This is a genomic window from Streptacidiphilus jeojiensis, from assembly GCF_042510965.1.
Lineage (GTDB): Bacteria > Actinomycetota > Actinomycetes > Streptomycetales > Streptomycetaceae > Streptacidiphilus > Streptacidiphilus jeojiensis.
In genome coordinates this window covers 239,226-260,710 of sequence record NZ_JBEUKS010000007.1, presented here as the reverse complement: position 1 = coordinate 260,710, position 21,485 = coordinate 239,226, and the positions used below count along the sequence as shown (strand labels likewise).

Annotated in this window: 19 protein-coding genes; 7 read left to right on the top strand and 12 right to left on the bottom strand. The window is 72.1% G+C overall.

Annotated elements, in window-relative coordinates:
* Nucleotides 1-54 precede the first annotated feature (54 nt).
* The 9 genes from ABUW04_RS21075 to ABUW04_RS21035 form a co-directional block, all read right to left on the bottom strand.
* The gene (locus ABUW04_RS21075; RefSeq protein ID WP_380566209.1) at nucleotides 55-528 is read right to left on the bottom strand and encodes an ATP-binding protein; all 474 of its coding nucleotides are present in this window, start codon (nucleotides 526-528) and stop codon (nucleotides 55-57) included.
* A 34-nt stretch (nucleotides 529-562) separates the two neighbouring features.
* Nucleotides 563-970, bottom strand: a complete 408-nt coding sequence (locus ABUW04_RS21070; RefSeq protein WP_030259737.1) for an STAS domain-containing protein — start codon at nucleotides 968-970, stop codon at nucleotides 563-565.
* A gap of 41 nt (nucleotides 971-1,011) precedes the next feature.
* Nucleotides 1,012-2,679 (bottom strand): SpoIIE family protein phosphatase, encoded by a 1,668-nt coding sequence (locus ABUW04_RS21065; protein ID WP_380566208.1) that lies wholly within the window; start codon nucleotides 2,677-2,679, stop codon nucleotides 1,012-1,014.
* Nucleotides 2,676-4,472: an ATP-binding response regulator gene (locus ABUW04_RS21060; protein WP_380566207.1), complete on the bottom strand. Its 1,797-nt coding sequence runs from the start codon at nucleotides 4,470-4,472 to the stop codon at nucleotides 2,676-2,678. Before ABUW04_RS21060 ends, ABUW04_RS21065 begins: the two co-directional genes overlap by 4 nt.
* 7 nt (nucleotides 4,473-4,479) lie before the next feature.
* Nucleotides 4,480-5,508 carry a SpoIIE family protein phosphatase gene (locus tag ABUW04_RS21055; protein ID WP_380566206.1) on the bottom strand — a complete coding sequence of 343 codons (1,029 nt, stop codon included), beginning with the start codon at nucleotides 5,506-5,508 and terminating at the stop codon, nucleotides 4,480-4,482.
* Nucleotides 5,496-5,906: an anti-sigma regulatory factor gene (locus tag ABUW04_RS21050; RefSeq protein WP_030259749.1), complete on the bottom strand. Its 411-nt coding sequence runs from the start codon at nucleotides 5,904-5,906 to the stop codon at nucleotides 5,496-5,498. Before ABUW04_RS21050 ends, ABUW04_RS21055 begins: the two co-directional genes overlap by 13 nt.
* Complete coding sequence (locus tag ABUW04_RS21045) at nucleotides 5,903-6,298, bottom strand: STAS domain-containing protein (protein ID WP_030259753.1); 396 nt, start codon at nucleotides 6,296-6,298, stop codon at nucleotides 5,903-5,905. The genes ABUW04_RS21050 and ABUW04_RS21045 overlap by 4 nt, the downstream gene beginning before the upstream one ends.
* The gene (locus tag ABUW04_RS21040) at nucleotides 6,295-7,152 is read right to left on the bottom strand and encodes an STAS domain-containing protein (RefSeq protein ID WP_030259754.1); all 858 of its coding nucleotides are present in this window, start codon (nucleotides 7,150-7,152) and stop codon (nucleotides 6,295-6,297) included. The genes ABUW04_RS21045 and ABUW04_RS21040 overlap by 4 nt, the downstream gene beginning before the upstream one ends.
* 108 nt (nucleotides 7,153-7,260) lie before the next feature.
* Nucleotides 7,261-7,707: an ATP-binding protein gene (locus ABUW04_RS21035; RefSeq protein WP_380566205.1), complete on the bottom strand. Its 447-nt coding sequence runs from the start codon at nucleotides 7,705-7,707 to the stop codon at nucleotides 7,261-7,263.
* Between the two features lie 214 nt (nucleotides 7,708-7,921).
* Between ABUW04_RS21035 and ABUW04_RS21030 the strand changes: the two genes are divergently transcribed.
* The 4 genes from ABUW04_RS21030 to ABUW04_RS21015 all read left to right on the top strand — a co-directional run bounded on the left by ABUW04_RS21030 (nucleotide 7,922) and on the right by ABUW04_RS21015 (nucleotide 11,657).
* Nucleotides 7,922-8,800 carry an RNA polymerase sigma factor SigF gene (locus ABUW04_RS21030; RefSeq protein ID WP_380566204.1) on the top strand — a complete coding sequence of 293 codons (879 nt, stop codon included), beginning with the start codon at nucleotides 7,922-7,924 and terminating at the stop codon, nucleotides 8,798-8,800.
* A 112-nt stretch (nucleotides 8,801-8,912) separates the two neighbouring features.
* Nucleotides 8,913-9,719 (top strand): hypothetical protein, encoded by an 807-nt coding sequence (locus tag ABUW04_RS21025; RefSeq protein ID WP_380566203.1) that lies wholly within the window; start codon nucleotides 8,913-8,915, stop codon nucleotides 9,717-9,719.
* A 112-nt stretch (nucleotides 9,720-9,831) separates the two neighbouring features.
* Complete coding sequence (locus tag ABUW04_RS21020) at nucleotides 9,832-10,260, top strand: DUF5709 domain-containing protein (protein ID WP_157623951.1); 429 nt, start codon at nucleotides 9,832-9,834, stop codon at nucleotides 10,258-10,260.
* An 8-nt stretch (nucleotides 10,261-10,268) separates the two neighbouring features.
* Nucleotides 10,269-11,657 carry an NADP-dependent succinic semialdehyde dehydrogenase gene (locus ABUW04_RS21015; protein WP_380566202.1) on the top strand — a complete coding sequence of 463 codons (1,389 nt, stop codon included), beginning with the start codon at nucleotides 10,269-10,271 and terminating at the stop codon, nucleotides 11,655-11,657.
* Between the two features lie 24 nt (nucleotides 11,658-11,681).
* Here the strand turns inward: ABUW04_RS21015 and ABUW04_RS21010 are convergent, their stop codons facing one another.
* Nucleotides 11,682-12,125 (bottom strand): response regulator, encoded by a 444-nt coding sequence (locus ABUW04_RS21010; RefSeq protein ID WP_037596724.1) that lies wholly within the window; start codon nucleotides 12,123-12,125, stop codon nucleotides 11,682-11,684.
* 239 nt (nucleotides 12,126-12,364) lie between these two features.
* Between ABUW04_RS21010 and ABUW04_RS21005 the strand changes: the two genes are divergently transcribed.
* Both ABUW04_RS21005 and ABUW04_RS21000 read left to right on the top strand, forming a co-directional pair.
* Entirely contained in the window at nucleotides 12,365-13,978 is a 1,614-nt protein-coding gene (locus ABUW04_RS21005; protein WP_380566201.1) for a sensor histidine kinase, read from the top strand.
* Complete coding sequence (locus tag ABUW04_RS21000; RefSeq protein ID WP_380566200.1) at nucleotides 13,975-15,210, top strand: PP2C family protein-serine/threonine phosphatase; 1,236 nt, start codon at nucleotides 13,975-13,977, stop codon at nucleotides 15,208-15,210. The genes ABUW04_RS21005 and ABUW04_RS21000 overlap by 4 nt, the downstream gene beginning before the upstream one ends.
* 48 nt (nucleotides 15,211-15,258) lie before the next feature.
* On the opposite strand, the gene ABUW04_RS20995 is transcribed toward ABUW04_RS21000, so the two are convergent.
* A complete protein-coding gene (locus ABUW04_RS20995) occupies nucleotides 15,259-18,819 on the bottom strand; it encodes a choice-of-anchor D domain-containing protein (RefSeq protein ID WP_380566199.1) in 3,561 nt (1,186 codons plus the stop codon).
* Nucleotides 18,820-19,119: 300 nt separating this feature from the next.
* On the opposite strand from ABUW04_RS20995, the gene ABUW04_RS20990 reads away from it, so the two are divergent.
* Nucleotides 19,120-20,445 carry a cellulose binding domain-containing protein gene (locus tag ABUW04_RS20990; protein ID WP_380566198.1) on the top strand — a complete coding sequence of 442 codons (1,326 nt, stop codon included), beginning with the start codon at nucleotides 19,120-19,122 and terminating at the stop codon, nucleotides 20,443-20,445.
* 23 nt (nucleotides 20,446-20,468) lie between these two features.
* Here the strand turns inward: ABUW04_RS20990 and pip are convergent, their stop codons facing one another.
* Nucleotides 20,469-21,428 (bottom strand): prolyl aminopeptidase, encoded by a 960-nt coding sequence (gene pip, locus ABUW04_RS20985; protein WP_380566197.1) that lies wholly within the window; start codon nucleotides 21,426-21,428, stop codon nucleotides 20,469-20,471.
* Between the last annotated feature and the right edge of the window lie 57 nt (nucleotides 21,429-21,485).

Here is a 21,485-nt window from a genome sequence, read left to right as displayed (position 1 = left end):
CTGCCCCCGATCACCCGGCCCATGCCCCCCTTCCGTCCCTGGGACCCCAGGACCTCAGTCCTCGCTGACGACCGCCGCCCGCAGCGGGGAGGCGACCTCCACCCAGACCGCCTTGCCGGAGCCGCGCGGGGTGGTACCCCACTCGCGGCTGAGCCGCTCCACCACGTGCAGCCCGTGGCCGCCGGGGAGCGAGGGCCTGGCCGCGCGCGGGGACGGAGCGGTCGGGCTGGGGTCGGTGACCTCGACCCGGAGCCGCTCGTCGGTGCAGTGCAGGGCCAGCTCCTCGGGACCGCCGGCGTGCAGGCAGGCGTTGGTGACCAGCTCCGAGACCAGCAGCAGCACGTCCTCGACCACCAGCAGCTGCTCCTGGGCGGTGTCGGTCGACTCGTCGGCCGGGATCCACTGCCAGTCCGTCAGGGCGGCCCGGGTGAAGTCGCGGCAGCGTCCGATCAGGCCCCGTCCGCCGGACAGCGCCAGCCGCCGGGTCTGCCCGCCCGCAGGCAGACCCGGCCGGGCGTCCGGGCTCACCGTGCACCGCGCAGGGGGCAGCGGCTGCGCCCCGTCATGTCTCCTCCACCCCGGCCGTGGCGCCACCGTTGAGCGCGTCGGCGAGCGTGGGGTAGGTCCGGAACACCCCGTCGGCGCCGGTGATCTCAAACAGCCGGGCGACGGCCGCGCGCAGGCCGGACAGTTCCACGGCGGTGCCGGCGTCGGCGGCGGACAGCCGGGCCCGCAGCAGCACGTTCAGACCGGTGGAGTCGCAGAACTCCAGGCCCTCGCAGTCCACCAGCACCCGTGGCGTGCCCCCGTCCAGCACCGTCTCCAGGGCGCCGCTGAGCACGTCGGCGGTGTCGTGGTCCAACTCCCCGGCCAGCCGCAGCACGGTGGCGTCCGGAGCGGGGTCGACGGAGACGGTGAAGCGCCCGCCGTCGGCGCCCTGGTCGGTCGCTCCCGCGACTCCTCGGTCCATGCAGTTCGCTCCTCGCCCGCTGCCCGTTGCGTCGTTGCCCATCATGCCCCAGCGCCGGTCGTCATGGTCACGGTCCCCGGAGCCCCGGGCGGCTCATGGGCCGCGGTGACGGCCCCGATCCGGGCGGCGAAGAGCACGATGTCGTCCTCCTGGGGCCGGTCGAAGGAGTCCAGCAGGGCCCGGCACAGCTGCTCGGGATCGCGGGGCGCGCCGGCCGCGGCCGTCCGCAGCTGCTCCAGACTGACCGTCAGATCCACTCCGCGGACCTCCACCAGGCCGTCGGTGACCAGCAGCAGCACCGTACCCGGGGGGATCTCCCGGCGCACCGAGTCGGGTTGGGGCAGGTTCAGGCCGAGCAGCGGGCCGTGCTCGCGGACGAACCGCCCCTCGCCGCCGACGGGCTCCAGCAGCAGCGGCGGCAGATGGCCGGCGTTGGCGATCTCCACACTCCCGCCGTCCGGCGCGACCAGGACCAGGCAGATGGTCGCGGTCCACCCCGGTCGCACCGTGGTCAGCAGGGTGTCCAGGCGCTCCAGTACGGCCCGCGGTCCGTGGCCGTCGATGGCGTAGGCACGCAGGGCGTGCCGCAGCTCGCCCATGACCACGGCGGCCTCCAGCGAGTGGCCGACCACGTCACCGACCGCCAGCAGCAGCCCGGTCGGCGTCTCCACGGCCTCGTAGAAGTCGCCGCCGATCTCGTTCTGCGCGGTGGCCGCGATGTAGCGGACCGCCAGCCGCACCCCCGGCCGCTGCGGCAGCCGGCCCGGCAGGAAGGCCCGCTGCAGGGTCACCGCGAGGGTGTGCTCCTCGGTGTAGCTGCGCAGCGCCTCCAGGGCCAGCGCGCAGGCCTGGGCGAACTGGGTCAGCAGCTTGCGGTCCTCGCCGGTGGTCGCCGCGGCGGCTTCCACGGCGATGCAGACCGGGGGCCGGCCGCGCTTGGTACGGGCGGCGACCAAGGTGACCGCGCCCTGCAACGGCAGCGCACCGACCTCGGGGAGGTCGGTGACGGCCACCCCGGTACGGCTGCCCAGGCCCGGCGCCGACAGCCGGGCCAGCAGCTCCGTCGTGGCCTGGCCGGAGGAGGGCCGACCGGCCGCCGTGATGTGCGTCAGATGGACGGTGTCGGCGTGCGGCGACTGGGTCAGCACGGCCGCGGCCGAGCCGATCAACGCGCTCGCGCCACGGGCCGCGGCGGCGGCCAGGGTCTCCGCGCCGGGAGCCGCGTAGATCTCCAGCGTCACCTCGTTGAGGGTGGTCAGCCGTTGGGCCAGCCGCTCGGCCCGGGACCTGGCCCGGCTGTAGCGCAGCGCCGAGGTGACCGTGGCCAGCAGCTCGCTGGGGGCGATCGGCTCGGTGAGGTAGGCGTCGGCGCCCCGGTAGAGGCCCTGGGTGCGGTCGCCGGTGCCGATCGCGGTGGCGGACACATGGATCACCGGGATGCCGGTGGTGAACGGATCGTCCTTGATCCGCTCGCAGACCTCGAAGCCGCTCATGTCGGGAAGGTGCACGTCCACGACGGCCAGTTCGGGCATCGGCTCGCCGCTGCTGCGGCGCTCCTCGAGCAGGGCGAGGCCCTGGCCGCCGTCCTCGGCCTCCAGCACCGTGTGGCCCGCCCGGGAGAGCCAACTGCCCAGGATGTAGCGGTTGGTGGCGTTGTCCTCGACGATCAGCACCACGGCGGGGATGTCGTCGCCCTCGGCGTGGGTCATGATCGCCGTCCTTCGTCCGTGTCGGGGGGAGTGCCGGCCCGGACGGCCGGGTAGAGGATGTCGGCCAGCCGGGCGGCGGTGGCGCCGTGCTTGGACAGGACCGCGCGGGCGTGGCCCAGCCGTTCGGTGGCGCGCTCGGCCTGGTCCGCCGCCGTGATCACGACCACCGGCACGGTGCTGAGCTCCGGATCGGCGGACAGCTCGGCGAGCACGGCGTAGCCGTCGGTTCCGGGCATCTGCAGGTCGAGCAGGACCGCGTCGGGCCGTAGCCGGCGCACCTCGGCCACCACCCGGGCACCCTCGTGAACCTGCACCACCTGCTCGGCCAACTGCTCCAGCACCGGGCGGAACAGTTCCGCGAACACCGGGTCGTCGTCGACGGTGAGCAGGGTGCCGAGCCGCCGCACCGGCGCGGGCGCGGCGACGGTGCGCAGCGGCAGCCGCAGCGTCACCGTGGTGCCCTGGCCCGGGCGGCTGGCCAACTGCAGGCTGCCGCCCAGCAGTTCGGCCAGCCTGCGGGCGTACGGCAGGCCGAGGCCGGTGCCCGCCCGGTTGCGCTGGTGCGGGCCGGGGACCTGGTAGAACTCCTCGAACACCCGGGTCTGCTGGTCCTCGGGGATGCCCACGCCGGTGTCGCTGACGACCAGCACCAGCCACTCGTCCTCGGTGCCGACCTCCAGCCGCACCTCGCCGCTGCGGGTGAACTTCAGGCCGTTGGAGAGCAGGTTGCGCAGGATCCGGGCCAGCATCACCTCGTCGGTCAGCAGCTCCGGGAGGTCCTCGCGGTCCGGGACCACCAGGGCCACCTCGCCGCGCGGTGCCGCGCCGACCATCAGCCCGCGCACCTGCGCCAGCAGCGCGCGCAGGTCCACCGGGGCCGGCCGGGGCTCCAGCCGGCCCGCCTCCGCCTTGGCGACGTCCAGCAGTTCGTCGACCAGGACCAGCAGCATGCTGCCGGCCGAGCCGACCAGGGCGACCTGGCGGCGCTGCTCGGCGGTCAGCGGCTCGGCGGCGGGGTCCAGCAGCAGCCGGCTCAGTCCGATCACCGAGTTGAGCGGGGTGCGCAGCTCGTGGCTGACGTTGGACCAGAACCGGGTCTTGGACTCGCTGGCCTCGCGCAGCAGCCGGCTCTTCTCGTCCAGCTCCGCGTAGAGGGCGACGACACCCCGGTTGGTCTCCTCCAACTCCTCGGAGAGTTCGGTGTAGAGCGCCACCACACCCTGGTTGGTCTGTTCCAGCTCCTGGTTGAGCAGGTGCAGCGCCTCCTGCTGCCGGCGGGACTCCTCCAGCGCGGCCATCAGGTCCAGGGTCTGCGCACGCAGGTCCTCGGTCAGGCTGTCACCGCTGCCGGCGACGGTCCGCAGCGCCTCGCGGATCCGCGCGGCCCGGTCGGCGACGGGCTCCGGGGACGCGGGCAGCGGCCAGGCGATGACGACGCTGCCGCCCGGCCTTCCGCCGCCGGCCGGCTCCCAGCGCACCTGCGGCAGCAGCCGGGCCACCGCGGCGAGCGTCTCGGCCCCGGGGGTGCGCGCGTCGGTCCAGTCGAGGCTGACGGCCAGTTCCCGGTGGCCCAGGGCGAAGACGGCCCGCAGCGGCTGCGGCCGCAGCAGGTCGCGTCCCAGCTCGCTGAGCGCGGTGGCCAGCCGCACCCGGTCCTGGTTCTCCAGTCCGGCCGCCCCGGCGCAGTCCTTGGCGGTGCGGCGCAGCACGAAGACGTCCCGCTCGACGCCGACGGCCATGACGAGCAGCGTCTCGGCGCTGTCCGGGGCGGTCTCCCAGTGGTCCTGACTCACCGTCGGCTCACCACATTCCCTTGGCGACGAGGACCCCGGCGTCGTCCCTGCGCACCCCGGCCTGCCGCAGCAGGTGCCCGGCCACCACCACCGGGAGGTGCCGCAGCAGCCCCGGCATGGAGTCGGGGTCCCACCGGTCGGTCAGACCGTCGGAGTGCATCACCAGGGCGCCGCCGGGAGGCAGCGGGTACTCGAAGGTCCGCAGCTGCGGCATCCGGTGGCCGACGATCCCCGGGTGGGACAGCGGGCTGGAACGGGTGTCGTCGCCGATCAGCGCGGCCGCGACATTGCCGACGCCGCAGTACAGCAGCCGTCCCGCGTCGGGCTCGACCCTGGCGACGGCCACCGCGGCGCCCCTGGTGCCGCGGAGCGCGCGGTGGATCTCGTCCAGCACGTCCGCCGGCTGCCGGGCCCTGCCGGAGCGGAACGCCTGGACGGCGGCCGCGGCGGCGAGGGCGGCCATCGGACCGTGCCCGAGGCCGTCGCAGAGCATCAGCAGGGCCGCCGGGCCGCTGCCCTCGTCGATCCGGGCCGCCCAGGCGTCGCCGCAGACCTGCTCGCCGCTGATGGCCCGGGTCAGCCCGGCCACGGACGGCTCGCGCTGCTGCCCGGCGGACCGGGTCGCCCAGAAGCGTGCGGCGATCACCGTGCCCCGACCGGGAAGTGAGTGGACGTCGAAGACGTCGGCGAGGCGGGCCACGCTGCCCAGGCCGATGCCCAGGGTCCCGGCCGAGGACATGCCGTCCCGCATGGCCTCGGGCACGTCGGCCATGCCCGGGCCCGAGTCGACGGCCAGGAACTCCACTCCGGCCTGGTGCTCGGTGCGTACCACCCGGAGCAGGATGGCCCCGTCGACGGCGTGCTTGACCAGGTTGGACGCCGCCTCGGAGACGGCCAGCGCGACCTCGCCGGAGCGCCGTTCGTCCAGCCCGACCCGCCGGGCCAGCGCCGCGGCCGCGCCCCGGGCGGCCCCGGGCTCGCTGCGGAACCAGGCGATGTCCTCGGACTCCAGCAGCAGGATGCTCACCTGGCCCACTTGGTGATGGTCACCGTGGTGCCGCGGCCCGGTTCGGACTCGATGGCGAACTCGTCCACCAGACGGCGCGAGCCGCTCAGGCCCAGCCCCATTCCGGTGCCCGAGCTCCAGCCGTCGGTGAGGGCCAGCTCCAGGTCGGCGATGCCGGGGCCGGAGTCGCGGAACACCACCTGGACGCCCCGGCGCAGCCCGTTCCGGATCAGCTCGCCGCGGAGCGTCCCGCCGCCGCCGTGCACCAGCGTGTTGCGGGCCAGTTCGCTGGCGGCGGTCACCAGTTTGGTCTGCTCCACCAGCGACAGCCGGCAGTCCTGGGCCAGGGTCCGGACCAGCTGCCGGGCCCGGACCACGTCGTCGTTGGCGACGATCGGAAGCAGTCCCTCCCCGGCCTCGACGGTCACGACGCGGTCGGTTCTGCGGTGAGCCCGTCGCGGCCGCCGCGGGCCCGCTCCAGCAGCCGCAGGCCCAGGTCGAGGTTGAGCGCGGTGCTCACCCCGCCTAGCGACAGCCCCAGTTCGACCAGGGTGATCGCGACCGCCGGGCGCATGCCCACGACCACCGTCTCGGCGTCCAGCATCCGGGAGATGGCGGCGATGGTCGCCAGCATCCGGCCGACGAAGGAGTCGACGATCTCCACCGCGCTGATGTCGATCACCACGCCGTGCGCGGCCGATTCGACCACCCGGGCGGCCAGGTCGTCCTGGAGGTTCAGTACGGACTGGTCGTCCAGGTCGGTCTGGATCGACACCAGCAGGATGTCGCCGATCTGCAGGATCGGCACGCGCTCGCTCACTTCGCCACCCGGTCCCCGCGGCGGCCGATCTCGATGCCGGAGCGCCGCAGGGCGTGCCGCAGCGCGTCCGCCAGGCTGGCCTTGGTGGCGATGTCCCCGAAGTCGATGCCGAGGGCGACGATGGTCTGCGCGATCTGCGGGCGGATGCCGGAGATGGTGCACTCGGCGCCCATCAGCCGGGCCGCGACCACGGTCTTCAGCAGGTGCTGGGCGACCTGGGTGTCCACCGCGGGCACCCCGGTGATGTCGATGATGGCCTGCTCGGACCCGGTGTCGATGAGGGCCTGGAGCATCTTCTCCATCACCACCATGGTGCGCGCCGAGTCCAGCGTGCCGACCAGCGGTACGCAGATCACCCCGTCCCACAGCTTGACCACCGGTGTCGACAGTTCCAGCAGCTGTTCCGACTGGGAGCTGATCAGCTCCTCCCGGGCACGGGCGTAGGTCTCCACCGTGAACAGGCCCAGATCGTCCAGCAGCGAGGAGAGCTGGAGGTAGCTGCGGAGCGATCCGCCGTCCGGGTCCTTGGCCAGCGCCGGTTCCAGCGCCTGCTTCAGCGCGAACACGCTGATCGCGGTCTCGCTGGGGGTGAAGCCCTGGCGGGCCCGGGTCCGCGACAGCTCGGTCAGCAGCGCCCGCACCTCGGCGAAGGCATCGTCCTTCGCGGCGAGGGAGCCGGTGCGCAGCGCCGCCAGCAGGGCCGAGTACAGCTCGCGCAGCTCCTGGTCTATCTCGGCGGTGCTCACCCGTCCGCGCAGGGTCGTCGAGACGATGCGGACCCACTCGGCGGAGAGGTCCTCGGCGTCTGCGGACAGGAGGTCGATCAGCTGCCGGGAGTTGTCGGGGTCGGCCACGGGGGCGCTCCTCTTCGTCGAGCTCGGGTGGGGGACGGCGCGGATGCGGCCGTCCGGGTGAGCTGCCGTCGCAGCGTATGCCATCGTGACGCGCTCTCGGCGCGCTCCTCAGTCATCGGAGCGGCCGCAGGTGGGAGACCTCGCCGGCACCGTCACCGTGATGGTCTTGCCGCGCAGCGGGTCCCGGTCGACCTCCACGTCGGCCGCGATCCGCAGCAGCAGGTGCCAGCCGAAGCCGCCGCCCCCAGCGGTCAGGTCCGGGCGCCGTGGTACCGGCGCCTCGGTGCTGGAGTCGCTGACGGCCACGGTGAGGCGGCTGCCGTCGTCGGTCAGCCGCAGTACGCAGGGGCCGGGGGCGTGCCGCAGCGCGTTGGAGACCAGCTCGCCCGACGCGATCAGGACGTCGTCCAGGACTTCGGGGGCCAGCGGGGGCGAGCAGTGCTCCAGGAAGGCCCGGGTGTGGTCCCGGGCCCGTGGCGAGGTGCCCGCGGCTCCGCTCAGCGGCAGACGGCTGCTGCGAACGCGGAGGTCCGCTCCTGGGCGGTCGGTGCTCACGCTGTGCCCCCGAGGAGGTCGGTGTGACGGCTGGAGACTGAAGTTCTGTCCGGAACCCGCCTACCCCTGCCGCGGACCGGGATGCGGGCGAACCTGGACGAAAGAAGAACCAGTTGACGGGGCATGGGAACCGGACCCCGGGGTACGCGACCTTGCAGACGCGCACCAACACGGTTCGATTCGTATCGCACGACGAACCCTCGGGAGGGGCTCCATGAACGCCAGCACGCAGGCAGTGCTCCAGCACGCCGGCACGCGGCAGACAGCGGCCGGACCCGCACTCTTCCCCGACTTCGACCTCTCCGACCCGTCCGGGGTCAGTCCCACCGACGCCCGGGCCATGTCCAAGGTGATGTTCGCCCGCTTGGCGACGCTGGAGGAGGGCACGCACGAGTACCAGTACGTGCGCAACACCCTGGTGGAGCTGAACATGGCGCTGGTGAAGTTCGCCGCCGGGCGGTTCCGCACCCGCAGCGAGCCGATGGAGGACATCGTCCAGGTCGGCACGATCGGCCTGATCAAGGCCATCGACCGGTTCGACCTGGACCACGAGGTGGAGTTCCCCACCTTCGCCATGCCCACCATCGTCGGCGAGATCAAGCGCTTCTTCCGGGACACCAGCTGGGCCGTGCACGTGCCGCGCCGGCTGCAGGAGCTGCGGCTGCGGTTGGCCCGGGCCACCGACGAGCTGTCCCAGGCGATGGACCGCGCGCCCACCCCCGCCGAACTGGCGGCCCACCTCGGACTGACCGAGGACGAGGTGCGCGAGGGCCTGGTCGCCGCCAACGGATACTCCGTCAGCTCCATCGACGCCGGACTGGCCTCGGCCGAGGACGCCAACGACGGCTCCTCGTTCGCCGAGCGGCTGGGCGAACCGGACCCGGGACTGGAGGGCATCGAGAACCTGGAGTCGCTCAAACCGCTGATCGCCGAGCTCAGCGACCGGGAGCGGCTGATCCTGTCGCTGCGCTTCGTCTCCGACATGACGCAGTCCCAGATCGGCGAGCGGCTCGGCATCTCCCAGATGCACGTCTCGCGGCTGCTGTCGCGGGCGCTGGGGCGGCTGAGGAGCAGACTTCTGGTCGACGAATAGGGAGAAGACGAAAAGGGAGAAAGGGAGAAGACGCCCAGGAAGCACCCAGCTTTTGCGTGACCATTACACCTGCGACGGATGCAGTGGACGCGGGTCGACCTATCCTGTGGTCATGTCGGAGGAGATTGAAGTCAGCCTGACCCTGCGGGTACGGCTGACCGACTGGGACGGCCTGCGGGCGGCCGGTCTCGGCGCGGTGTCCCGCGGAGCCGGGGCCGAGGAGGTACGGGCCAGGGCCGAACAGGTCGCGTCCGGGCCCTACGGCGCGCTCGCCGTACTCATCGACCCGGACCGGCTGCTGGCCGGGATCGACAGCGTCGAGGCGGTGACCTCGGTGGTCGCGGTCGGCGCGCCCGGAAGCTTCGGCGGCATCCAGGCCCCGGACTTCGGCGCGCTGTTCCCGCTGACCCCGCCGTCCGGGTCGGAGAACCCCTGGCTGCTCACCCCGCGCACCGCTGCGGTGCTCCACGGCCAACTGCGGATACTCGCCGACTGCGCCCGCAACGAGCTGGACGAGCTCGGCGGCGCCCCGGTCCGCCCGGAGACCCGCAGCGGCGTGGTCTTCGCCGCCCTGCCCAAGCCCACCTGGGGCCAGGACGCCGACTGGCGCACCCGCTTCATCTCCTCCTTCTGCGCCCTGGCCGCGGACCTGGCGGCGGGGAAGTGGCCGCGGCCGCGCTGCCCGGCGGAGGAGATGGCGCTGCACCTGGCCCTGCTGGACGCCGAGGAAGCGCTTTCCGACGTCCCCGAGGGCGTCGAGAGCGACGTCGCCGGCCTGCCGGTCAGCGTCTACGACTACGACTGGAGCGGCTGCCGCGCCACCTTCTTCCGCCACGCCGACGTACTGCTGCGCTACGAGGCCATATCTCCGGCACTGGAGGAGCCGGCCTCGTGGTTCACCGCCTTCGAGGCGGGCTGACCGGCGAATCCGGGCGACTGCCGGGCGCGGGCGGGCGAGGCACGATTGGATGGAGCAGCGGTACCGAACGACCAGGCGCACCGAACGAGGAGGAGCGACCGTGAGCGACGACATGACCGGTGACGGGGTCTACCAGCCCGATCCCGGCGAGGACGAGCACGACGACAACGGGCTGCTCGACTCCGAGGACACCCTGATCGACCGCGGCCTGGACGACGCCCTGGACGAGGGCTACTCGCCGCCCGACCGCCCGCTGGCGGTCAACCGCTACGAGGGCGACGAGAGCCTGGACGAGCGGCTGGCCGAGGAACTGCCCGAGGTCGAGGCGGAGCGCGGCGACGGCGTCGGCGACACCTGGGACACCGACGGCGAGGAGATCGACGACGAGGTCGGCGACGTCCGGGCCGGTCGGCTGGTCGCCCCGGGCGAGGGCTCGCACCTGGAGACGGACGGGCTGATCGCCTACGACCAGGGCATCGACGGGGCCGGCGCCTCCGCCGAGGAGGCCGCCGTGCACGTGGTTCCCGACGGGGAGTGGTGACCGCCGCCATGGCGATCGCCACCATCGACCCCGCCACCGGGGAGACCCTGGAGACCTTCGAGGCTTTGGACCCGGCCGGCATCGAGATCCGGCTGGCCCGCGCCGCGAGCGCGTTCGAGGTGCACCGCCGCACCGGCTTCGCCGAGCGCGCCGCGCTGCTGCGGGCCGCCGCCGACCTGCTGTCGGCCGAGCGGGAGGCCGACGCCGCGCTGCTCACCCAGGAGATGGGCAAGCCGCTGGCGCAGGCACTGGCCGAGGTCGACAAGTGCGCCCGGGCCATGCGCTGGTACGCCGAGCACGCCGAGGCGCTGCTCGCCGACGAGCACCCGGACCCGGCCGACATCGCCGACTCCGGCGGCTCGGCCGCGCACGTCCGCTACCGGCCGATGGGCCCGGTGCTGGCGGTGATGCCGTGGAACTTCCCGCTCTGGCAGGTGGTCAGGTTCGCCGCGCCCGCCCTGATGGCCGGGAACACCGCGCTGCTCAAGCACGCCTCCAACGTCCCCAGGACGGCGCTGCTGCTGGAGGACCTCTTCACCCGTGCGGGCTATCCGACGGGCTGTTTCCAGACGCTGCTGGTGGGTTCCGGCGCGATCGAGGCGGTGCTGCGCGATCCCCGGGTCGCCGCGGTGACGCTGACCGGCAGCGAGGGGGCGGGCCGCTCGGTCGCCGCGATCGCCGGGGACGAGATCAAGAAGAGCGTGCTGGAACTGGGCGGCAGCGACCCCTTCCTGGTGCTGCCCTCGGCGGACGTCCGGCGGGCGGCCGAGGTGGCGGTGACCGCGCGGGTGCAGAACAACGGTCAGTCCTGCATCGCCGCCAAGCGGTTCATCGTCCACGCGGACGTCTACGAGGAGTTCGCCGCCGCCTTCGTGGCCGGAATGTCCGCGTTGCGGGTGGGCGACCCGATGGCGGCCGGTACCGACGTGGGCCCGCTGGCCACCGAGAGCGGCCGGGCCGATCTGGAGGAACTGGTCGACGACGCGCTGCGGCACGGCGCCAAGGCGCAGTGCGGCGGGCGCCGGCCCGAGGACCGCCCCGCGGGCTGGTTCTACGAGCCGACGGTGCTCACCGGGATCACCCCGGAGATGCGGATCCACCGCGAGGAGTGCTTCGGCCCGGTCGCCACCCTCTACCGGGTCGACAGCCTGGAGCAGGCCGTGGCGCTGGCCAACGACAGCTCCTTCGGCCTCAGCTCCAACGCCTGGACCACCGATCCGCAGGAGCAGGAGCTGCTGGAGCGTGAACTCCAGGCCGGCGCCGTCTACTTCAACGGCATGACGGCCTCGCACCCGGCCTTCCCCTTCGGCGGCGTCAAGCGCTCCGGCTACGGGCGCGAGCTCTCGGCGCAGGGGATCAGGGAGTTCTGCAACATCACCACCGTCTGGTACGCCTGACGGCCCGTTGCCGGCGCTCCGGCCCTAGAGCTCCGGGTTGCGCGGGGGCGTCGCGGTGTCCAGGAAGAAGGCGTCGATGCTCTGCACGGCCTGGATGAAGTCGTCCAGGTTGACCGGCTTGGTGATGTAGGCGTTGCTGTGGCCCCGGTAGGCGCCCGACACGTCGTCAGGGGCGCTGGAGGTGGTCAGCACCACGGTCGGGATGACCTTCAGCTCCTCGTCGTTCTTGAGGACGTTGAGCAGCTCCCGGCCGTTCATCCGCGGCATGTTGAGGTCGAGCACGATCAGGTCGGGCAGTCGGACCGCGGGGTCGCGCAGCCGCTCCAGGGCGGCGATCCCGTCGGCGACCAGGGCGATGGTGCGGTCGGCGCCGCGTTGCAGCAGCGCCTCCTCGATGAGCATGGCGTCGGCCGGATCGTCCTCGACCAGCAGGATGTCGAAGGGGCGGGGGGCTGCGAGAGCGGCCATCGGGGGCTCCGGTCGGTCGGGGCGTGGACTGCGCGGGTCGTCGGGCAGAACATGGGTCAGAACATCGGTCAGAGCAGGGGGCTGAGCACGGGGCGGGGCACCGGTCTGAGCTCGGGTCAGAGCGTGTCAGGCCACCCTAGGCCCCCGGGTCGCCCACGGACAACAACTGTTGTCCTGATGGGCGGTAAGGTGTGTGCCGCGAGCCGTGGCGCGGCTGCTTCAGGGAGGGAATCCACGTGGTGGCGCGAGGAACTGCGGAACAGTCTGCGGGCGGGTCCATAGCGACGGCCTGGAGCCGCTGGACCACCCGGAGGTGGCTGTCCGTCGGGGTGGCCGGCTCGTTGACCGTGCTGCTGGTGCTCGGCCTGCTCGGCTTCTGGGCGCTGGACCGGGCCTCCTCGGTCACCGACACCCTGGTCAACCACAGCTCGCCGGCGCTGACCACCGCGGTCCGGCTGGAGTCGGCCATGCTCGACCAGGAGACCGGGATCCGCGGCTACGGCCTCTCCGGTCAGTCCTCGTTCCTGGACCCCTACACCGAGGGAATGGCCGACGAGAAGGCGGCCGTCACCAAGCTGCGCACCCTCACCGCCGGGGACGCGAAGGCGGCGGCGGACCTGGACACGGTGCTGGCCCGGATCCGGACCTGGCAGACCGACTTCGCCGCCCCCGTCGCGGCCGCCCCGCCGGGCGCCCCGGTGGAGCTGGCGGCGCAGCGGTCCGACCAGGGCAAGAACGATTTCGACGCGATCCGGGCGGCCGCGGCCGTGCAGCAGACGCATCTGCAGGCCGCCAGGAACACCGCCGCCCAGCAGCTGCAGACGGCGCAGCGACAGAGCAACTGGGTCTTCAGCGCCGTCGCCCTGGTGATCCTGCTGCTGTCCGCCCTGGTGGTGACCGCACTGCGGCGGGGTGTGACCGCGCCGCTGGAGCGGCTCCAGCGTGACGTCCGGGAGGTCGGCGCCGGCGAGTTCTCGCACGCGGTCTCCGCCACCACCGGCCCCGCGGACCTGCGCCTGCTCGCCGAGGACGTGGAGCGCATGCGCCGCCGGCTCGCCGACGAACTGGCCTTCTCCGACCAGGCCAGGGCCCGCCTGGACGAGCAGGCCGAGGAACTGCGGCGGTCCAACGGCGAGTTGGAGCAGTTCGCCTACGTGGCTTCGCACGACCTGCAGGAACCGCTGCGCAAGGTCGCCAGCTTCTGCCAGCTGCTCCAGCGCCGCTACGCCGACAAGCTGGACGAGCGCGCGGACCAGTACATCGCCTTCGCGGTGGACGGGGCCAACCGGATGCAGACCCTGATCAACGATCTGCTGGCGTTCTCCCGGGTCGGCCGGATGCACCAGGAGTACGCCCCGGTGGACCTGGAGCAGGTGTTCACGGCCACGGTCGACGCGCTGAGCATCGCGGTCGAGGAGTCCGGGGCGGTCATCACCCACGACCCGCTCCCGGTGCTGACCGCCGACCGCACCCAGATCGGCATGCTGTTCCAGAACCTGATCGGGAACGCCATCAAGTTCCGGGCCCCCGACCGCGCCCCGGAGGTCCGGCTGTCGGCCGTGCGGGACGGCGACCGGTGGCAGTTCGCGGTGCAGGACAACGGCATCGGCATCGGCACCGAGTTCGCCGACCGGGTGTTCGTGATCTTCCAGCGGCTGCACACCAAGGAGGCCTATCCGGGCAACGGGATCGGCCTGGCCATGTGCAAGAAGATCGTCGAGTTCCACGGCGGCACCATCGCGGTGGACCCGGACACCGACAGCGGCACCAGGATCAGCTTCACCCTGCCGCTGGCCCCCGCCGTCCCGGTCGCCGACCCCGGCGAGCCCGAGCGCACCGAGGTGGTCGCATGAGCACGCACGTCCGGGCCGCCCTGACCGGCGCGCTGACCGGCGCCGTGACCGGTGCCGGGATCCCGGCCCAGGCCGCGGCCCCGACCGAGAGCTACCGGATCCTGCTGGTCGAGGACGACGCCGGCGACGCCCTGCTGGTCGAGGAGCTGCTGGCGGACACCGGGCTGACCCACAGCCTGACCTGGACCCAGACCATGGCCGGCGCCCTGGCCGAGCTGGGCGGGCAGACGCCCGACTGCGTGCTGCTGGACCTGCACCTGCCCGACGCCAGCGGCGTGGGCGCCATCCAGACCCTGGAGGCGGCCTGCCCGCACACCGCCGTGATCGTGCTGACCGGGCTGGCCGAGTCCCGCGCCGGGGTGCAGGCGGTGGCCAACGGCGCCCAGGACTACCTGGTCAAGGGACAGGTGACGGCGGACCTGCTGAACCGGGTGGTGCGCTACGCGGTGCACCGCAAGCAGGCCGAGCGGGCCAACGCGGAGCTGCGCGAGAACCGGATCCACGCCCAGGAGAACACCCGGCTGGAACGCGGCCTGCTGCCCGCCCCGCTGCTGCACGACGACCGGGTCGGCGCCGCCATGCGCTATCTGCCGGGGCGTCAGCGGGCGCTGCTGGGCGGCGACTTCCTGGACGTGGTGCAGACCGGCGGCGAGGGCACCGTGCACGCGGTGATCGGGGACGTCAGCGGCCACGGCCCGGACGAGGCCGCGCTGGGCGTCTGCCTGCGGATCACCTGGCGCGCCCTGGTGCTGGCCGGGCACCGCGGCAGCGAACTGCTGGGCCTGCTGGAACAGGTGCTGGTCGCCGAACGCCCGCGCGACGACATGTTCGCCACCTGCAGCACGGTCACCCTGGACCCCGGGGAGCGCACCGCCACGGTCTACCTGGCCGGCCACCACGAGCCGCTGCTGTGCGCGGACGGGGCGGCCAGGGTGGTCCGGGCGGCCCACGGCCCGGCGCTGGGGATCGTCCCCGGCGGCGGCCGCTGGCGTCCCACCGAGGTGCCGTTGCCGGACAAGGGCGCGCTGCTGCTCTACACCGACGGCCTGATCGAGGGCTACCGCGGCCCCGGCAAGGAGCGGTTGGAGACCGAGGGCCTGGTCGAGCTGATCGCCCGGGCCCCGGAGCAGGACCCCGACCCGCTGCTGGACCACCTGATCGGTACCGCGAACACGCTCAACGCCGGACGGCACGCGGACGACCTGGCGGTGCTGCACCTCAGCTGGACGTGACTGTGCCGCCGAGTACCCCCGTACTCGGCGGCACAGTCACGTTTCAGGTCAGCTGTTCCAGACCTGGAACTCGGAGACCTGTCCGGCCGGCCATCCGGTGTTCGCCGTGACGGTCACCCGGAAGTAGCGCTGGGTGGTCGCGGGGAAGGTGATGGTGACGGTGTTGTTGGCGTTCGGGTCGAAGGTGTAGGTGGCCGACGCCTTCAGCGTGCTGAAGGTGGAACCGTCGGTGCTGCCCGTCAGGGACAGCGTCTGGTCGCGGGCGCCCCAGCCCGCCGGGAGCTGGAGCACGACCCGGGCCGCGCTCTGCGCCGAGCCGAGGTCGACCTGCACCCACTGCGGGAAGGCGTTGTTGGCGCTCTCCCAGTAGCTGCTCTGGTTGCCGTCGGTGACGTTGGAGGAGGGGTAGACGTCGGTGTGGCTGGACTCGCTGGTGGCCTTTCCTGCCGCCAGGTTGGTGGCCACCGTGCCGGCCCCGGTGCCCGTCAGCGCGACCGTGGTCGGGCTGTTGGAGGCGTTGCCGGAGACGGTGAGGTTGCCGGTGCGGGAGCCGGACGCGGTCGGCTTGAAGGTGACGCTGACCGTGCAGGAGCCGCCCGCCGCGATGGACGTGCCGCAGGTGTTGGTCTGCGAGAAGTCACCGGTGACGGCTACGCCGGAGACCGACGCGGCCGCAGTGCCGGTGTTGCTCACGGTGACCGACTGCGCGGTGCTGCTGGTGTTGAGCGCCTGGGTGCCGAAGGTCAGCGAGCCCGGGTTGGCCGACAGCGTCGCGGACGGGGTGGTGCCGCCGCTGCCGCTGGGGAAGATCTCGAAGTCCGAGAGCTGGCCGGCGCTCCAGCCGGTGTTGGCGGTGATGTTCACCCGGACGTAGCGCGCCGTGGCGGCGTTGAAGGGGATGGTCACCGTGTTGTTGTTGGCGTTGGGGTCGAAGGTGTACCCGGCCGAGCCCACGATCGTGTTGAAGGTGGATCCGTCCGTGGACCCCTGCACCGACAGGGTCTCGGTGCGGGCGCTCCAGGCGGTCGCCGGCGGGAGCTTGAGCACGATCTTGCCGATGCTGTAGCTCGCGCCGAGGTCGACCTGGGCCCACTGCGGGAAGGAGCCGTTGGCGCTCTCCCAGTAGGTGGACGCGTCCGAGTCGGTGAGGTTGGCGGGGGTGTAGACGCCGTTGCTGGAGCTCGCGGTGGCCGGGCGGGCGGCGGCGATGTTGGTGCTGCTGTCGATGCCGGTGCCGGTCAGCGAGGCGGTGGTGGGGCTGTTGTTGGCGTTGCTGGTGACGGTCAGCGTGCCGGAGCGGGAGCCGCCGGCGGTGGGCTGGAAGCCGACGTTGACCGTGCAGGAGGCTCCGACCGCGATGGTGGAGCAGTTGTTGGTCTGGCTGAAGTCACCGGTCACCGAGACGCCGGAGACGGTCGCCGAGGTGGTGCCCGAGTTGGTCACGGTGATGCTCTGCGCGGCGGCCGAGGAGCCGACCACCGTGCCCGCGAAGTTCAGGCTGGCCGGTGAGGCGTTCAGTACCGGACCCGGCGCGGTGCCGGTCCCGGAGAGGGCGACGGTGTTGGTCACCCCGCCGGCGTTGACGGTCAGGCTGCCGGAGCGGCTGCCCGTCGCGGTCGGCTTGAAGGTGACGCTGACCGTGCAGGAGCCGTTCGCCGCGATCGACGAACCGCAGGTGTTGGTCTGGGCGAAGTCACCACTGGCCGCGATGGACGAGACGGCCGCGGCCGAGCCGGTGGGGTTGGAGACGGTCACCGTCTGCGCGGTGCTGGTCGCTCCGGTGGCCACCGAACCGAAGTTCAGCGCGCTCGGGGTGGCGGTCACCCCGGTGGCCGGGTAGGGCGGGAAGACCGGGGTCGGCCAGCCGCTGCAGTACGGGGTGCCGCTGATGCCGGAGTTGCCCCCGCCGTCGGTCACCACGAAGTTGCCGCCCTCGCAGTTGTACACGGGGGAGGGGCCGTTGACGCCGGTCGCGGTGACGTTGGTGAAGCTCGCCGCGCCGCCGGTCTGCTCCTGCAGGGCGAAGGTCCCGGTGCCGGCGATGGTCACGTTGTTCAGCGAGACCCCGCTGATCGTTCCCTCGACCCACTGGACCGCCTCGTAGGGGCTCTGCTCGATCAGCGCGTTGGTGACGTTGATCGGCCCGGTGATGGCGCCCTGGCTGCCGTCGAACCACAGCGCGCCGACGCCGAACTGCCAGTTGGGGTCGAGGTCGCCGTCCCGGACCAGGGTGTTGTTGGAGATGGTGGTGGTGCCTACCGGGGTGGAGGTGAAGCGCTGCCCCACGTGGATGCCGCCGCCCTGGGAGATCCCGGTGTCCTGCACCAGGTTTCCGCTGACGGTGTTGTCGTGGCCGCCGTAGATCGCGATGCCGTTGGCCAGGATCTGCAGCTGGACCGTGTTGTTGGAGATGGTGTCGTTGGCGTCGGCCCCCAGCGAGGAGTCCGCCCAGGTGGCCACGCCGTCGTCACCGGTGTTGCGGATGTCGCTGTTGGTGACGGTGGAGTTGGTGACGCCGCCGTGGAAGTTGATGCCGTCGGCGGTCGTGTCGCGGATCCGCATCCCGCTGAAGGTCAGCTTGTCCATCGGGCCGTCCATCCAGGCGCCGACCTTCATGTGGTCGATCCAGATGTTGGACACCGAGGAGTTGCTCAACGCGCCGCCGATGCCGTTGACCTGCGCGCTGTCGTCACGCTCCTGGACATTGCCGAAGATCGCGAAGTTCTGCAGGTGGACGTTGGTGCTCGGGGACGGGGCCGAGTTGCCGTAGAAGCCGGGCGCGGTACCGGTGACGGTGGAGTACCACATGCCGGCGCCGGCCACGGTGACGTTGTTGACGCTGATGTGGCCCGGGACGTTGAACGTCCCCGGCGGGATCCACACCGTTCCGCCCGGACCTGCCGCGCTGATCGCGGCGTTGAAGGCGCTGGTGGCGTCGGCCGCGCCGGTCGCGTCGGCGCCCTCGCTGGTGACCGAGACCGAACCGGCCGGCTGCGTCAGCGCCGCGCCGACCTGCTCGAAGTCGGCGAAGTCGATGGTGTACGAGGAGGCGGTGTCCTCCGAGTCGACCTGCAGCTTGAAGGTCGTCCCGGCCGGATAGGTGGTGCTGAACAGGCGGTGCACCTCGTCGTAGAAGTGGTGCGGGTTGCTGCCAGGGGAGTTGGTGAACGGGTAGCTCCCGTAGTACCAGCTGTAGGCGTTGGTGAGGGTGAAGTCGGTCTGCTTGGTGCCGTTGACGTAGAGCGACAGCGGCGCGTTGTAGACCGACCCGCCCGAGGTGTCGGGGATGCTGTACCGGAAGTCGATGGAGTTGGTGGCCACCGGTGTGGTGAAGGTGACGTACTGGCCGCTGCCCTGCAGGGTCACGGCCTTGCGGTACGACGCCTCGTCGGCCAGCTGGCCCTGGGCGTAACTCGGGCCGATGACCGTCCCGTTGGTGGCGGAGTTCTCCGCCTGTACCTCTACGTAGGGCAGGCTCGCGCCGCTGCCGCCGGTGGCGGCGGCCCAGGCGGGCTGGACCGCCAGCGCGACCAGGCTGATCGCGGCCAGCACCGCGGTGCCGACCGCCATGGCGAGAGCTCGCCTCAGCCGGTGGATGGAATGGAACACCTTCTGCTCCCTTCGACGCGGAGGGCCGGACCCGAAGCGGCTCCGCAGTCAGGTGGGGTGGAGGGGAACACAGGAGAGGGTTGACGGGTGCACGCTGGACCGTAACGGTGTCGACAACTCGGCGCAATATCTAGACACATCTTCGCTGGATTCTAACTTTTGGTCGCAAGAGTCGACCTGGCCCGATCGGGGCGAAAGTTTCACCTTCTGCCCGCGCCCGCACTCCGCTGACCTGCGCCCCTGTCCGGAGAGGACGGTCACCGATTGCGCCGCGGCCCCCGGTGCTCCTAGGAACCTCCTATGAACACGGACAAGAGAGTCTGGATGTCACTGGCCGCCGCCGTGTGTGCCTTCGCCCTGGTGCTGTCCTTCCAACTGACCGCCCGGGCCCTGGATGTGACGGGCGGTTCGACACCGGTGACCGGCAACGCCACCTGGTTCAGCTCGCTGGGGTCGCCCTACGGCGGCTGCGGCCTGCCCCAGGCGCAGCTGGACAGCCAGGACTTCCTGGCCCTCAACGTCTTCAACACCCCTGGGAACTACGGCAGTCTGACCCGGCCCATCCCGGCCTCGGCGGCGGGCACCATCGGGATGTTCGACAACGGGCTGAACTGCGGCCGCTACGTCCGGGTGACGGTCGGCGACTACTGCTCGGGCACCAACGACGGCGCGCAGAACCAGCCCTTCTGCCGGAACGGCAGCTGGACCACGGACGCCTACAACGGGGCCACGCTGACCTTCGTGGTCGCCGACAGCTGCGGCGACTCCAACGCCTGGTGCCGGGACGACCCCTACCACGTGGACCTGGCGCAGGCCGCGCTCAACCAGTTCGTGCTGAACGGCAAGGCGGTCGGGGACATGTACCCGAACCACTGGAACAACCGCCAGGTGTCCTGGCAGTTCGTCCCCGCCCCGGACTACACCGGTGACATCAACATCGGCTTCCTGCAGTCGGCACAGGTCTACTGGCCGGCCATCGCGGTCTCGCACCTGCCCAACGGCATCCACGGGATCCGCTACTACTCGGCCGGGAGCTGGCAGAGCGCCGCGATGAACAGCGACATGGGCGACGACTACATCATCGCCCCGACCACGGCGGGCGGTTCGCAGTACCAGATCCAGGTGGTGGACGCCTCCGACGCCCTCCTCAACGGCGGCAGGATCTACTCCTTCTCGCTGCCGGCCTCCTGCGCCTCGTCCTGCGGACAGCCGTACACGGCGGCGACCTACTCCACGAGCACCCCGACCAGCACGTCACCCAGCCCCTCCGCGTCGCCGTCAGTTTCGGCCTCGGCCTCGGCGTCAGCCTTTCCGTCGGCCTCGGCCGGCGCCGGCGGCTGCACCGTCACGGCCGGCCTGGTGAGCTCCTGGACCGGCGGCTACCAGCTCCAGTTCACCGTCACCGACAGCGGGACCGCGCCGATCGCCGCCTGGAGGGTCGGCTTCTCCTTCGCCGGCTCCCAGACCGTCGCCAACTCCTGGAACGCCACCGTCACCCAGACCGGCAACGCGGTCACCGCCACCAACGCCGCCTACAACGGCACCCTCAGCCCCGGCGCCTCCACCACCTGGGGCATGGTCGTCAACGGCGCCGACCAACCGCTACCGACTCCGACCTGCACCTGATCCGGCCCGGTCGCAGCGCCGGATCACCGGTCCTTGAACTCCTCGATGGCCGCCCGGACGGTCCACTGCATCGTCTCGCTCCCGCCGTGGCCCGAGTCCTCGATGATGTGCAGCCGCGCGTCCGGCCATGCCTTCGCCAGTTCCCAGGCGGTCTGCACCGGGCAGCCCATGTCGTGCCGGCCGTGCACCAACACCCCCGGGATACCCGCCAACTTGTGGGCGTCGCGCAGCAGTTGGTCCTCCTCCAGCCATGCGCCGTTGCTGAAGAAGTGGGCGCAGATCCGTACGAACGCGATCTGCGCATCGACGTCGCGGTCGCTGTACATGCCCGGCACGCCGTTGGGCTCGTCGGAGATGACCGCGTCCTCCCAGGCCAGCCAGTCGGCGGCGGCCTGCTCCCGGACCGCCCGGTCGGGGTTCTCCATCAGCCGGGCGTACGCCGCGAGCAGGTCGCCGTCCCGCTCGTCGGCGGGGACGCCGTCGCGGAACCGGTCCCAGGCCTCGGGGTAGAACCGCCCGGCGCCCCGGTAGAGCCATTCGGTCTCGGCCCGGCGGGTCGTGGTCACCGCCGGGATCACGATCTCGCTGACCCGCTCGGGGTGCTGCTGCGCATAGGCCAGGATCAGCGTCGATCCCCAGGAGCCGCCGTTCAGCAGCCACTTGTCGATGCCGAGGTGCACCCGCAGCCGCTCCATGTCGTCGACCAGGTGCTGCGTGGTGTTCAGGCTCATGTCCGCCGCCGGGTCGCTGGCATGCGGGGTGCTGCGACCGCAGTTGCGCTGGTCGAAGCGGACGACCCGGTAGCGCTCGGGGTCCCAGGCCCGGGTCGGCCGGCGCGGCGCCCCGGCCCCCGGCCCGCCGTGCACGTTCAGCGCCGGCTTCCCCTCGGGATTGCCCAACTGCTCGTAGTAGATCCGGTTGCCGTCCCCGGTGTCGAGGAAACCACTGTCGTAGGGACTCGTCGGAGCGTAGAGGTCAGCCATGAGCGCCGATTGTACGGAGCCAACGCGAGCCTGCCCCTCCCCGTGGGTCCGGGAAGG

What these genes read in the sequence shown, in the direction of transcription:
- ABUW04_RS21070 (WP_030259737.1), bottom strand. Translation starts at nt 970, where the DNA reads ATGGACCGAGGAGTCGCGGGAGCGACCGACCAGGGCGCCGACGGCGGG.
- ABUW04_RS21065 (WP_380566208.1), bottom strand. Translation starts at nt 2,679, where the DNA reads ATGACCCACGCCGAGGGCGACGACATCCCCGCCGTGGTGCTGATCGTC.
- ABUW04_RS21030 (WP_380566204.1), top strand. Translation starts at nt 7,922, where the DNA reads ATGAACGCCAGCACGCAGGCAGTGCTCCAGCACGCCGGCACGCGGCAG.
- ABUW04_RS21025 (WP_380566203.1), top strand. Translation starts at nt 8,913, where the DNA reads ATGTCGGAGGAGATTGAAGTCAGCCTGACCCTGCGGGTACGGCTGACC.
- ABUW04_RS21020 (WP_157623951.1), top strand. Translation starts at nt 9,832, where the DNA reads ATGACCGGTGACGGGGTCTACCAGCCCGATCCCGGCGAGGACGAGCAC.
- ABUW04_RS21015 (WP_380566202.1), top strand. Translation starts at nt 10,269, where the DNA reads ATGGCGATCGCCACCATCGACCCCGCCACCGGGGAGACCCTGGAGACC.
- ABUW04_RS21010 (WP_037596724.1), bottom strand. Translation starts at nt 12,125, where the DNA reads ATGGCCGCTCTCGCAGCCCCCCGCCCCTTCGACATCCTGCTGGTCGAG.
- ABUW04_RS21000 (WP_380566200.1), top strand. Translation starts at nt 13,975, where the DNA reads ATGAGCACGCACGTCCGGGCCGCCCTGACCGGCGCGCTGACCGGCGCC.
- ABUW04_RS20990 (WP_380566198.1), top strand. Translation starts at nt 19,120, where the DNA reads ATGAACACGGACAAGAGAGTCTGGATGTCACTGGCCGCCGCCGTGTGT.
- pip (WP_380566197.1), bottom strand. Translation starts at nt 21,428, where the DNA reads ATGGCTGACCTCTACGCTCCGACGAGTCCCTACGACAGTGGTTTCCTC.